The organism is Streptomyces sp. NPDC005963 (assembly GCF_040638655.1).
GTDB lineage: Bacteria > Actinomycetota > Actinomycetes > Streptomycetales > Streptomycetaceae > Streptomyces.
In genome coordinates this window covers 1-12,260 of the sequence record NZ_JBEXVD010000002.1, presented here as the reverse complement: position 1 = coordinate 12,260, position 12,260 = coordinate 1, and the positions used below count along the sequence as shown (strand labels likewise).

Annotated in this window: 10 protein-coding genes and 1 pseudogene; 5 read left to right on the top strand and 6 right to left on the bottom strand. The window is 68.9% G+C overall.

The window, feature by feature from the left end; all coding sequences use genetic code 11:
• Positions 1-39 precede the first annotated feature (39 nt).
• The 3 genes from ABZ348_RS03280 to ABZ348_RS03270 all read right to left on the bottom strand — a co-directional run bounded on the left by ABZ348_RS03280 (position 40) and on the right by ABZ348_RS03270 (position 3,947).
• Positions 40-1,854, bottom strand: coding sequence for a glycoside hydrolase family 18 chitinase (locus ABZ348_RS03280; protein ID WP_358929789.1), 1,815 nt, complete (start codon positions 1,852-1,854; stop codon positions 40-42).
• Between the two features lie 198 nt (positions 1,855-2,052).
• The gene (locus tag ABZ348_RS03275; RefSeq protein ID WP_358928830.1) at positions 2,053-2,742 is read right to left on the bottom strand and encodes a response regulator transcription factor; all 690 of its coding nucleotides are present in this window, start codon (positions 2,740-2,742) and stop codon (positions 2,053-2,055) included.
• The gene (locus ABZ348_RS03270) at positions 2,739-3,947 is read right to left on the bottom strand and encodes a histidine kinase (RefSeq protein WP_358928828.1); all 1,209 of its coding nucleotides are present in this window, start codon (positions 3,945-3,947) and stop codon (positions 2,739-2,741) included. The genes ABZ348_RS03275 and ABZ348_RS03270 overlap by 4 nt, the downstream gene beginning before the upstream one ends.
• A gap of 151 nt (positions 3,948-4,098) precedes the next feature.
• On the opposite strand from ABZ348_RS03270, the gene ABZ348_RS03265 reads away from it, so the two are divergent.
• On the top strand, positions 4,099-4,677 hold the full coding sequence (locus ABZ348_RS03265; protein ID WP_358928826.1) for a hypothetical protein: 579 nt from the start codon (positions 4,099-4,101) through the stop codon (positions 4,675-4,677).
• Between the two features lie 96 nt (positions 4,678-4,773).
• On the opposite strand, the gene ABZ348_RS03260 is transcribed toward ABZ348_RS03265, so the two are convergent.
• The 3 genes and pseudogenes from ABZ348_RS03260 to ABZ348_RS03250 form a co-directional block, all read right to left on the bottom strand.
• Positions 4,774-5,346: a cob(I)yrinic acid a,c-diamide adenosyltransferase gene (locus ABZ348_RS03260; RefSeq protein WP_358928824.1), complete on the bottom strand. Its 573-nt coding sequence runs from the start codon at positions 5,344-5,346 to the stop codon at positions 4,774-4,776.
• Between the two features lie 13 nt (positions 5,347-5,359).
• Positions 5,360-6,107: pseudogene (locus ABZ348_RS03255) on the bottom strand (ABC transporter permease).
• Entirely contained in the window at positions 6,083-6,898 is an 816-nt protein-coding gene (locus ABZ348_RS03250; protein WP_358928822.1) for an ATP-binding cassette domain-containing protein, read from the bottom strand. Before ABZ348_RS03250 ends, ABZ348_RS03255 begins: the two are co-directional and overlap by 25 nt.
• An 80-nt stretch (positions 6,899-6,978) precedes the next feature.
• On the opposite strand from ABZ348_RS03250, the gene ABZ348_RS03245 reads away from it, so the two are divergent.
• The 4 genes from ABZ348_RS03245 to ABZ348_RS03230 all read left to right on the top strand — a co-directional run bounded on the left by ABZ348_RS03245 (position 6,979) and on the right by ABZ348_RS03230 (position 12,207).
• The gene (locus tag ABZ348_RS03245) at positions 6,979-7,620 is read left to right on the top strand and encodes a TetR/AcrR family transcriptional regulator (RefSeq protein WP_358928820.1); all 642 of its coding nucleotides are present in this window, start codon (positions 6,979-6,981) and stop codon (positions 7,618-7,620) included.
• A gap of 125 nt (positions 7,621-7,745) precedes the next feature.
• On the top strand, positions 7,746-8,603 hold the full coding sequence (locus ABZ348_RS03240; protein ID WP_358928818.1) for a 3-hydroxyacyl-CoA dehydrogenase family protein: 858 nt from the start codon (positions 7,746-7,748) through the stop codon (positions 8,601-8,603).
• A 273-nt stretch (positions 8,604-8,876) separates the two neighbouring features.
• Complete coding sequence (locus ABZ348_RS03235; RefSeq protein ID WP_329023415.1) at positions 8,877-9,200, top strand: STAS domain-containing protein; 324 nt, start codon at positions 8,877-8,879, stop codon at positions 9,198-9,200.
• 427 nt (positions 9,201-9,627) lie between these two features.
• Positions 9,628-12,207: an ATP-binding protein gene (locus tag ABZ348_RS03230; protein ID WP_358928816.1), complete on the top strand. Its 2,580-nt coding sequence runs from the start codon at positions 9,628-9,630 to the stop codon at positions 12,205-12,207.
• Positions 12,208-12,260 lie beyond the last annotated feature (53 nt).

The following is a 12,260-nucleotide window of genomic DNA, read 5'->3' as shown; positions in this document are numbered from 1 at the left end:
TCTGTGTGCAGTGCAGTGCTGGTTACCTACGGGGTACGGCTACTGGAGGCCGGTGTGCACGGCGTTCGCGAGTTCACCGTTGGCGGTGTCTCCGCTGAACTCCCAGTAGAAGGCGCCACCCAGGTTCTGCTGCTTGGCCCACGCCATCTTGGAGCTGATGGTCGCCGGGGTGTCGTAGCTCCACCAGTTGCTGCCGCAGTGGGCGTAGGCGGTGCCGCCGATGGTGCCGGTGGACGGGCAGGTGTTCTTGAGGACCTTGTAGTCCTCGTTGCCGGGCTCGTAGGTGCCGGGGGCGGCACCGGTGGCGGTACCACCCGGAGCAGCCTGGGTCACACCGGTCCAGCCGCGGCCGTAGAAGCCGACGCCGAGCAGGAGCTTGCTCGCCGGCACGCCCTTGGCCTTGAACTTCGCGATCGCCTCGGCCGAGGTGAACTTCGGCTTCGGGATGCCCGAGTACGCCGTCAGCGGGGAGTGCGGAGCCGTCGGGCCCTTTGCGTCCCATGCGCCGAAGAAGTCGTACGTCATGATGTTGTACCAGTCGATGTACTGAGCGGCGCCGCCGTAGTCGGCCGCGTCGATCTTGCCACCGTCAGACGCGTCGGCCGTGGTGGCCGCCGTGATGAGGTAGTTGGGCCCGAACTTGGTCCGCATGGCCTTCATCATGTTGGTGATGGACGCGGGACCACTGGTGTCACAGGTCAGACCACAGGCGTTCGGGTACTCCCAGTCCAGGTCGATGCCGTCGAAGACATCGGCCCAGCGCGGGTCCTCAACCAGGTCGTAGCAGGACTGCGCGAACGCGGTCGGGTTGGCAACGGCCTGGCCGAAGCCGCCGGACCAGGTCCAACCGCCGAACGAGTACAGGACCTTGATGTGCGGGTACTTCTTCTTCAGCTTCCGCAGCTGGTTGAAGCTACCGCGCAGGGGCTGGTCCCAGGTGTCCGCGACACCGTCGACCGACTTGTCCGCACCGTACGCCATGTCGTAGTCCGAGTAGGCGTCACCGATGGTGCAGCGACCGTTCTGGACGTTGCCGAAGGCGTAGTTGATGTGGGTGATCTTCGACGCCGTGCCGGAGGTGTCCAGGTTCTTCACGAAGTAGTTGCGTCCGTAGACGCCCCAGTTGGTGAAGTAGCCCATCTTCTTCTTGGCGCCCGGGTCGATGACCCCGCCCTTGGTCGTCACCGAGAGGGCACCGGACAGCGGACCGAGCTGGTCGATGCTGTCGCGCGCCTGGACGGTGTACGAGTAGGTGGTGCCCTTGACCAGGCCCGTGTCCGTGTGGGTCAGGGAGGTCGTGGTGGCGACCTTGTTCCCGTCCCGGAAGACGTCGTAGTTCTTGACCTGCTTGTCGTCCGTGGCAGCGCCCCAGCTGATCTTCGCCTGGGTCTCCGTCACGTCCGCGTCGCCAGCGGTCACGGTGCCGGGAGCGCTCGGGGGAGCGTCGCCGCCCGTGCCGTCACAGGAAGCGCCGTTGATCTTACAGCCGGTCGGGGCGCCGGTGCCCTGACCGTTGAAGCCGAAGGTCACCGAAGCACCGGGGGCCAGGGTGTTGGCCCAGGGCTTGTTCTTCGCCGTCCAGTGGTTGCCGGCGCTGGTCACGTCGGCGTCCCAGGAGGAGAGGACCTTAGTTCCGGTGGGGAAGTCCCACTCAAGGGTCCATCCGTTGATGGTCGTGGTGCCGGTGTTCTTCACCGTCCACTTGCCCTCGAAGCCGCTGCCCCAGTCAGAGCCCTTGACATAGCTCGCGGAGGCCGAGGTGGCGGCCTGTGCGGGGGATGCCATGGCGACCATTGCGGCCAGGGGCAGGGCGAGCGCGGTCATGCCCGCGACTATTCGCGATCTTTTAGACATACGTTTTCTCAAGCCGTTGAGTGGTGGGGGTTGAGTGCTCAAGGGTGCTCCTTGGGGAGGTCCGGATAGTGGGGTAGGACCGTGCACTGCGCACTCTGCGTGGCTCACTGCAGCGTGTGTTGCGGTGAGAGTAAGGAGGTCTGGACCAATCGTCAATAGGTCCAGACCAAAGCTAGCCGGTGGCGTGAAGAGATGGGGTCAGATTCCCAACTCCTGCGCCAGAACGGCCGCCTGGACCCGGCTACGGAGGTCCAACTTTCCGAGCAGTCGGCTCACATGCGTTTTCACAGTAGCCTCAGCCATGCACAGCCGTACCGCGATTTCGGCATTCGACAGTCCTTGGCCGAGACACGAGAGGACCTCCCGCTCGCGCCGGGTGAGAACGTCCAGCACGGCGGGGTCAGGGGCGTCAGGGGAGCGAACACGGCTCGGAGCAGCGAATTCTGCGATCAGACGCCGGGTCACCGCCGGGGCGATCAGGCCCTCTCCGCGGGCGACCGTCCGCACCGCGTCCAACAGGGCATGTGCCTCGGTGTTCTTCAAGAGGAACCCGGAGGCGCCCGCTCTTAGCGCTCCGAAGATGTACTCGTCAAGGTCGAACGTAGTCAGTATCAAGACATCTGCGAGACGGTCCTCCACGATCTGTCGGGTAGCTGAAACCCCATCGAGACGGGGCATTTGAATATCCATCAACACCAGATCGGGACGGATCTTCCGGGCCAGCTCCACCGCCTCTTCGCCGTCGGCGGCCTCCGCGACGACCTCGATGTCCGCGGCGCTCCTGAGGATGAGCACCAGTCCCGCGCGCACCGAGCTCTGGTCCTCGGCCACCAACACCCGGATGGGCGTGCCCGGTTGTTCGCGCATTCCGTCGGTTCCGTCCGTCATGCCGATGGCTCCTTGTCGTCATTCCGTACGGGGAGCACCGCCCGTACGGACCAGATCTTGGCCGGGCCGCCCGGTGGCCCCTCGACGGGACCCGCGACTAGTTCGCCCTTCAACAGGGCCACCCGCTCCCGCATCCCCACCAGTCCGGCCCCGGAGCCCGGTGCCCGGGGGCCCGGTCTCCTCCCGAAGGGGCTGTTCACCTCCACGGTCAGGGTGCGCCCCGCCCGGTGGGAGAGGAGGATCTCCACCTCCCCCGGCTCCGCGTGCTTCAGGGCGTTCGTCACCGACTCCTGGACGATGCGGTACGCCGCCAGCTCCACCGGCGCGGGGAGCGCGATCCCCGGCTCCCGCCGGTCGTCCAGGTGGAAGGTGAGCCCGCTGGCCGCCCCGTTGGTACGGGCCTGGGCGACCAGGGCATCGAGTCCCGCGAGGGTCGGGGCCGCCGCCGGTTCGTTGTCGTCGCTGCCTTGTCTGAGCAGCCCGATCAGCCGTCGCATCTCCGACAGGCCGGCGACGCTGTTCTCCCGGATGACCCCGAGGGCCTCCTCGGTCGTCCGCGGATCGTTGAGGGAGAGCGCGGCCGTGGAGTGGATGGCGATGGCGGAGAGGTGGTTCGCCACCATGTCGTGCAGTTCGCGGGCCATCCTGCTGCGTTCGGCGGTCACCGCCTGCACCCGGTCCATCTCGGCGAGCAACGCCGTCTGCTCGGCGCGCAGCCGGGCCGCGTCGGCCGCCTCCCGGTGGTTGCGGATGATGCTCCCCGTGATGGCCGGTGTGAGGGTGATCAGCCCGATGATCACCCCCAGCAGTAGCCCGACCGGATCCTGGAGCACGGCGAGCAGGGTGATCGTCGACGCCACGGTGATCAGCCCCGAGACCACGGGGACACGGTGGGCCGCAGAGGGAGGGCCGTAGAGCACCGCCGCGTACACCGCGTCGGTGAAGAGGACCACGACCACCAGATTGCCGACCGTGAACTGATCGGCGATCAGCGCGACCGTGGCGACCAGCAGCATGGAGAGCGGCAGGATCCGGCGCAGCAGCGACTGCGCGGACATCACCGCCAGCGGCACCAGCGCCACCCAGGCGGGCAACTCGTCGCGGGAGGACTGGGTGTGCAGCCCCAGCGACCAGAGCAGCACACCGCCGAGGAACGCGGCGACGGCGAGGATCACATCGTCACGGTGAGGGCGGGGAAACGTCACGTTCCCATCCAACACGGCGGGGCGGCTCCAGGGCGTCCTCGGCCCGGGTGAGCTGCGAGTACATCGAAAGATGCAGGACGACTTCGTCACCGGCGACGACGATCAGCGGCCCGTTCGGGGAGACGCTGGAGGTAGTGAAAGGAGTTGTGCCGTGATCGTCACGCTGATCATCATCTGCGAGGTCGGATTCTGGGTGCTCCTGGCGGCGGGGCTCGCCACGCGGTACATCCTGAAGAAGCCGAAGGCGGGCATGGCGCTGCTGCTGTGTGAGCCCCTGCTGGAAGTCGTGCTGCTGGTCGTCACCGCGATCGACCTCAAGAACGGGGCGGACCCCAGTTGGAAGCACGGTCTGGCCGCCCTCTACATCGGCTACACCGTCGGGCATGGCCACCGCACGGTCACCTGGCTCGACGGCCATGCGGCCCATCGCTTCGGCGGTGCGCCGCCGCCCGTGAAGCCGCCGCGCTACGGGAAGGCACGGGCCGCCCACGAGGCCAGGATCTGGTTCGGCACGGTGATCGGCGCCGCGGTCGCGAGCGTGCTGCTGCTCCTCGCGATCTGGTACGTCGGAGACCCGGCCGGCTCCGCCTCGCTGGAGGGCTGGATCTTCCAGGCCTGGAAGATCACCGGTATCCACGGGCTGATCGCACTGACGTACGTGCTCTGGCCCAACAAGGACCCCGGGAACCGGGAGCCGGACCGTGAGCCGGTCAAGGTGAGCCGCCCGTAGCCGCCCGGGTCTGAGGGCCGGTGCCGGACGAACGGCCCCGCCGACCGGGGAGAACCGGTCGACGGGGCCGCGGCGATCAGAAGGGACGCCGAGGTCTCAGCGGTCTCCGCCGGGGACCCACAGCACGTCCCCGGTCTCCTTGTTCGCCAGCCGGGCCATGATGAACAGCAGGTCGGAGAGGCGGTTGAGATAGGTGGCCGCCAGCGGGTTCATGCTCTCGCCGTGGACCTCCCAGGCCGCCCAGGTCGAACGCTCGGCCCGCCGTACGACGGTGCACGCCTGGTGGAGGAGGGCCGCGCCCGGGGTGCCGCCCGGCAGGATGAAACTGCGCAGCTTCTCCAGTTCCTCCAGGAAACGGTCGCAGTCCGCCTCCAGTCGGTCGATGTAGAACTGTTCGACGCGTAGCGGCGGGTACTTCGGCTCCTCCACCACCGGGGTCGACAGGTCCGCCCCCACGTCGAAGAGGTCGTTCTGGACGCGCACGAGCACGGTGACGACGTCCTCCCGCAGGTGCCCCAGGGCGATCGCCGTGCCCAGCGCGGCGTTGGCCTCGTTGGCGTCGGCGTACGCGGAGATCCGCAGGTCCGTCTTGGGGACGCGGCTCATGTCGCCCAGGGCCGTCGTGCCCTGGTCGCCGGTACGGGTGTAGATGCGTGTCAGGTTGACCATGGGCCCAGCGTAGTTATGCGCTGGCCGTACGGAAGACACGTGTGCCCACCGTCACGGCCAGCACGGCGAACGCGACCGCCACGATCCCGCCGTACAGCATGGAGGTCGTTGCGTACGCGCCCGCGTAGGCGTCCCGCACCGCGTCGACCAGATGGCGGAACGGCACGAGCCGGGAGAGCCCGTCCAACCAGTCGGGCCCAGGGTCATCGGCAGCATCAGGCCCGACAGCAGCACGGACGGCATCACGAACGCGTTGACGGCCGGGCCGAACTCGTGGGGGCGCGGACCCTGAGCGCCAGCGCGTACGACAACAACGCCAGGGAGACGACCAGCAGGGCGACGAACGCCAGACCGATCAGAACGCCGGCGAACGGTGCGCGCAGGCCCATCGCCAGCGCCACGAGCACCAGCAGTACGGATTGGAAGACCGCGAGTGCGGTGTCCCTCAGGACTCGGCCGAGGAGCAGTGCGAGGCGGCTCACGGGCGTGACCCGCATGCGTTCCACCACGCCCTGGCCCCGTTCGACGATGGCGCCGAAGCCCGCGAACGCGGCTGAGAAGAGGGCGAGTTGGAGCAGGAGCCCCGGCACCAGGACCTGCCAGGAGTCGCCCCGGGAGCTTAGAGACAAGCCGGTGAGCAGCGGCCCGAAGAAGAGGAGGTGGAGCAGTGGCGTCAGGATGCCGATGAGGACGTGGAACCGGGAGCGCAGGGTCTGTCGGGCGTAGCGACCGAAGATCAGTGCGGTGTCGTGGAAGAGCATCGGCGGTCCTTAGACGGCGAGGGGCGCGGGGTCGGCAGGGCCGGGGCGCGGCCGGTGACGGCGAGGAACGCGTCCTGGAGGGTGGCCTGTCGCGAGCCGCCGTACTGGAGTTTGAGCGCGCCGGGAGTTCCTTCGGCGATGATCACGCCCCGGTCGACGATGATCAGGCGGTCCGCGAGCGCGTCGGCTTCATCCAGGTGGTGCGTGGTCAGGAACACGGTCGTGCCGTGTTCGTCGCGCAGTCTGCGCACCAGGTTCCAGAGGTCGGCCCGGCTGCCGGGGTCGAGCCCCGTGGTCGGTTCGTCGAGGAAGAGCACGTCGGGCCGGTGCATCAGGCCCATGGCCAGGTCGACTCGGCGTCGCTGGCCACCGGAGAGGGCCGCGGTCGGACGCTCCGTCAACTCCGCGAAGCCGAAGTCCTCCGCGAGTTCTGCTGCACGGGCGACGGCCGCGGCCTTGGGCATCCGGTACAGCCTGCCTTGCGTCGTGAGTTCCTCCTCAACGGTGACGTGGGGGTCGAGCCCGCCGGACTGGGCGACGTAGCCCGTACGGAGACGTACGCCGACGGGGTCGCGCACCAGATCGCAGCCGGCGACGGTGGCCCGGCCACCGGTGGGCGCCAGCAGGGTGGTGAGCATCCGCAGGGTGGTGGTCTTGCCGGCGCCGTTGGGGCCGAGTAATCCGATGATCTCGCCGCCTTCGACGGTGAGGTCGATCCCGCGCACGGCCTCCACGGGCCCGTTCTTGCCGGGGAAGGTCCGGGCGAGCCCGGTCGTGCTGATGACTGCCATGGCCCCAGAAAAGCAGAGTCACTCAAACTTTGCAATGACTCTAAAATTTAAGAGAGGGAGGAAAAGCTACGATGCCCGGCATGGCCGAGGGACTTAGGGAGCGCAAGAAGCGCCAGACCAGACAGCACATCTCCGACACCGCCACCGGCCTCTTCCTGGAGCGCGGCTTCGACGCCGTGACCATCGCGGAGATCGCCGAGGCGGCCGATGTCTCCGTCAACACCGTCTACAACTACTTCGCCACCAAGGAGGACCTGTTCCTCGACCGCAGCGAGGAGGTCACCACCCGCCTCGCCCGCTGGGTGCGGGGACGTCCCGCGGGGGAGTCGGCCGCCGCCGCCGTACTGCGCGAGTTGCGCGCGGAGGTCGAGGCGATCTCACCGAAGGTGGGGCTGGTCCCGGGATGGGAGAGGTTCCTGCTGGTCATCCATGCGGCGCCCACCCTGCGCTCCAGCCTCTGGGGAATGCAGCAGGAGGTTCAGGAGAACCTGGAGGCGGAGCTCCGTGCGGAACTCGCGACCGGACCCGCCGACCCGCTGCCCGGCTTGATCGCCGGTCAGATCACCTGGGCGCACGAGGCCACCATGAGCTTCATCGGACGCGAGATGATGGCCGGCCGTGCTCCGGAAGAGGTCTCCCGCGAAGCCCTCGCCGTCCTGGACGAGATCGAAGACCTGCTGGGCGCGAAGGTCCGTGACTACGCCGTGCGGACGGCTCGCTGACCGACCCCGGTGTGATGTCCGTCATTTGAGACGTGACGCGCATCTCTTCACCGCCACACGGCCGCCGCAGACCGCTAACCTCCGCCCGAGAGGCGAAATGTAAACGTGTGTTAAGGGGTGTCGCAGTGGCCAGGAAGCTCGCCGTCATCGGGGCCGGACTCATGGGTTCCGGGATCGCGCAGGTCTCTGCCCAGGCGGGCTGGGACGTGGTTCTGCGGGACGTCACCGACAAGGCGCTGACCCGGGGCACCGACGGCATCCGGACCTCCTACGACAGATTCGTCGCCAAGGGCAAGCTCGAAGCGGAAGCGGCCGATGCGGCGTTGGCGCGCATCACCACCACGACCGAACTCGACGCCGTCGCCGACGCGGACATCGTCGTCGAGGCGGTCTTCGAGCAGTTGGACGTCAAGCACGACATCTTCCGCGCCCTCGACCGGCTCGTCCGCGACGACGCCGTGCTCGCCTCCAACACCTCGGCCATCCCCATCACCAAGATCGCGGCGGTCACCGACCGCCCGGAACGGGTCGTCGGCGCCCACTTCTTCTCGCCCGTGCCGATGATGCAGCTGTGCGAACTCGTACGGGGCTACAAGACCAGCGATGAAACCCTCGCCACCACCCGTGAGTTCGCCGAGTCGGTCGGCAAGACCTGCATCGTCGTCAACCGCGACGTGGCGGGCTTCGTCACCACCCGGTTGATCTCGGCGCTGGTCGTCGAGGCGGCCAAGCTCTACGAGTCGGGAGTGGCTTCGGCCGAGGACATCGACATCGCCTGCAAGCTGGGCTTCGGACATGCGATGGGCCCGCTCGCCACCGCCGATCTGACCGGTGTCGACATCCTCCTCCACGCCACGAGCAACATCTACACCGAGTCCCAGGACGAGAAGTTCGCCCCGCCGGAGTTGATGCGCCGGATGGTCGACGCCGGGGACATCGGACGGAAGAGCGGCCAGGGCTTCTACACCCACGAAACCCGCTGACAGGCCGTCGAACATCACCCTCAGGGGTGAATTCGGTATCGGTTCGCTTACAACCAGCAACTGGAGTGCCCTTCGGGCAGTCAGTTGATGAAAGACAAGAACACCCAAGAACACCGCTGGAACCGCAGGGCGAGCGCCCAGCACAGCGGTTCAAGCACGACACGAGCACCGAACGAGCACCGAACGAGCACAGTCAGAGCAGCCAGCGCGAGTGATGCCAGGGCGGCCGGCGGCATTCGCACAGGGCACTGAAGCACTTCCCGGGGAGCGCATATGCACATCAGGGGCGACCACACCGAGCTGGTCGTCGGGGGCCGCCTCGACGTGCGCAGCGCGGCGGACGCCCGCACGGTCCTGCACTCGGCGGTCGACGACGGTCACGGCGATCTCGTCCTCGACCTCACCGACCTCGACTCCTGGGACGCAACGGGACTCGGAGTCATCATGGGCGCCCACCGCCGGGCCGGCCGCTGCGGCCGACGACTCGTGCTGCGCGGCGTACCACCGCAGATGCAGCGCCTCCTGGTGGCCACCCGGCTGCACCGCATCCTCGCGATCGAAGGCGGACTGGCCGCTGAATCGCTTCCTCGGGTCTGACGCGCACCCAGCGCCGCCTCCCGGGATCTCCGGGATGCGCCGGATTCTCTGGGATGACCGTGATGTGAAAAAGGCGCGGGCCAGCGGTGACGCTCCTGCGACCGCGCGGTAACAGCTGTACAACACCTGCGGTGACAGAGCCCGGTAGTCGGCTCCGAGCGGACCCCTGCGGCCATTCTCATGAGACTGTGACGTCGCGGACGGGGCAGTACCCCACCGCAGGTGGATACCCTGCGGGGGTCTCAAGGCTCACCCACCCGCCGTTCCAGCACCTCACGGGGCTCGTACCGGCTGGCGGGGAGCCGAAGCGACGGCCGGGCGTACGAAGTGACCGGGAGGGCCCCTTCGTGGCTGCCCTTCGTCGCGGGCTCCGCGAGGACCGTGGCGGCGGACGAACCTATGCACAGTGCATTTGGGGGCTTGGACGATGGACAACGAGAGTTTCGGCGAACAAGAGGGCGCGGCGCGCCCGCCCCGTGACGTCGCGGCACCGGGCTTCGGACAGACGGGGCCGGCACCGGCCCGTATGGTCCGACTGATCTCCGGCGACTTTCTGCTGACCGTCAACCCCGTGGACGGGAGCGAAGTCGAACTCTGTCCACCCGGAGGCACCCCCGACGGCCTGGTGCGACTCACCGCACCCGTGCGCCGTAGCACTTCCGAACGGATCGAGCACGAGCGCATCGGCAGGCCGCCCGCGCTCGCCGGGCCGGCCACTCCGCGACTGCCGCTCCTGGAGCGGGACGAGGAGCGCGAGCGACTGATACGGATGCTCGCCAGGGGCCGTTCCATACGCGTCACCGGAGCTGCGGGCTCCGGCCGTACGGCCCTGCTGGACGCCGTCGCGGCGGAGTGCACCGATCTCGCACCCGATGGCGTCGTCCGTCTCAACGGCCGCCAGCGCACGCCGAGCGATCTGCTGAACGACCTGTTCAACGCGATCCACACCACCCCCGAGCAGCGTCCCGACCGCAGTCAACTCCTCGCCCACATCGGGGAGATCGGTGCGATCGTCGTCCTCGACGACCTCGACTTCGGCGGCGCGGCCCTCGATGAACTCCTCAACGCCGCACCCGAGTGCGCCTTCTTGACGGCGACCACTCCGGAGGTGCCCGGGCCCACCGATAGCTCACGGTTCGAAGAGGTGACCCTGGTCGGTCTCGGTCGCCCCGCCTCCCTGGAACTGCTCAAGCGCGCCGTGGACCGGCCCCTCACCGAGGACGAGCAGAACTGGGCCGGCGACCTCTGGTTCGAGTCCGAGGGCCTGCCCCTGCGCTTCGTCCAGGCCGGTGCGCTCCTGCGGCAGTGCGACGCGCTGCGCCAGGAGATCCAGGAACTCCAAGAGGACCCCGACGCCTTCGAAGCCTTCGTGCGCATCGACGCCACGGGCGGCGAGGTCCCCCTACCGACCCTGGGACAGGGGGCCGCGCCCGCCGCCCTGCTCGCCTCCCGACTCAGCGAGTCCGCCCGCAACACCCTGCGCTTCGCCGTCGCCCTCGGCGGGGAGGTCCCGCACCAGGCGCATCTGCCGGCGCTCATCGGTGACACCCACGCGGACACCGCCATCGGCGAACTGATGCGCTGCGGACTGCTCTCACCCGTCGGCGGTCGGTACCGGCTCGCCGCGGGCGTGCTGGTGCAGCTCACCGAACGGGGGTACGCCGACGAGGCCGCGGCCCTCGCCCGTACCACCGCACAGCACTACGCCTGGTGGACCGCGCACCCCTCCGTCACCCCCGAGCGGGCCGTTGCCGAAGTGGACGCCATCGTCGCTGCCCTCACGGCACTGGTGCCCGGCACGGAAGCCGCTGACGCCAGCACGGCCGTCCTCCTCGCCCGCAGTGCCGCACCGGCCTTCGCCGCCGGGATGCACTGGGGTGCCTGGGAGCGCGTTCTGCGCGTCGGCTCGGAAGCCGCCCGCATCGCGGGCGAGGTCGCCGAAGAGGCTTACTTCCACCACGAACTGGGCGTTCTGGCCCTCTGCACGGACAGTCTGGACCGGGCGCGGGCCGAGTTGGAAGCCTCCATCGCCATGCGCGGAGCACTCGCCGACAAACGGGGCACCGTTGCCGGGCGCCGTGCGCTGGCCCTGGTGGCCGACCGTGAGAACGGTCTCGTTCCGAGCGCCGCCCAGAGTCCCGTACAACCCCCGCCGGTGTCCGCGCCCGAGGTGGAACTGCCTGCTGCCCGGGCCGTTCTCGCCCTGCCCCCCGGCAAAGAGGTCGTACCGCCGGCCCCCGTCGACGGGCGATCGGAGGAGCCGCGCACCGCGGAAACGGCGGTCATCCCGGAGACCCTGGTGGCCGCGCACGCACCACCCCCGTACACCTTCCGGCGCGACGAGCCGCGCTCGGCGCCCGGCAAGCGGTTCGCCGTGCTGCGCGGCGCGCGGCGCAATCTGGTCGCCGCGGGAGCCGGTGCGGTGATCGTCGCCCTACTGGGCACGGTGTTGACCTTGGGCATGGCCGGGGACGGTGAGGAACAGCCCAGCGTGAACGTCCGCAACGGACAGTCCGCCAACGTGGACGACGAACAGGACGGCCTCCAGGCGGACGAGCCGGACACCGAGCCCGCCGACGAGCCCGAGGACCCCGCGAACCCCCTCCCCGGTAGCTCCGACGAGGTCGACCCGGGACCCAGTTCGTCGAGGACGCCCGAACGCTCACGCCCGAGCCAGTCCGGCCAGTCCGATGGCCCCGGCAGTACGAGCGGGGGCCCGTCGTCGAGCGCATCGGAAGAGCCGGGAGGAGGTCCGTCGACCTCGCAGTCGACCAAACCCACCTCGAAGCCGCCGTCCAACCCACCGACGAGCAAGCCGCCCACCGGCCCCTCGAACCCGGGCGAGCCCTCCACCTCCCAGCCACCGACCGGTCCGAGCAATCCGAACCCGTCCACCTCCAGCGGGGTCACCGCGAGCGCGCCGATCAGCAGTGCGCCCGTGAGCGGCTCACCGTCCTCGGCCTCCGCGCCTACGGGACCGGCCGGAGCGTCGCCGTCCCTGGCCTGAGCGTCCACGACACAGGATGCGGCCCCGGAAGCTCAAGCTTCCGGGGCCGCATC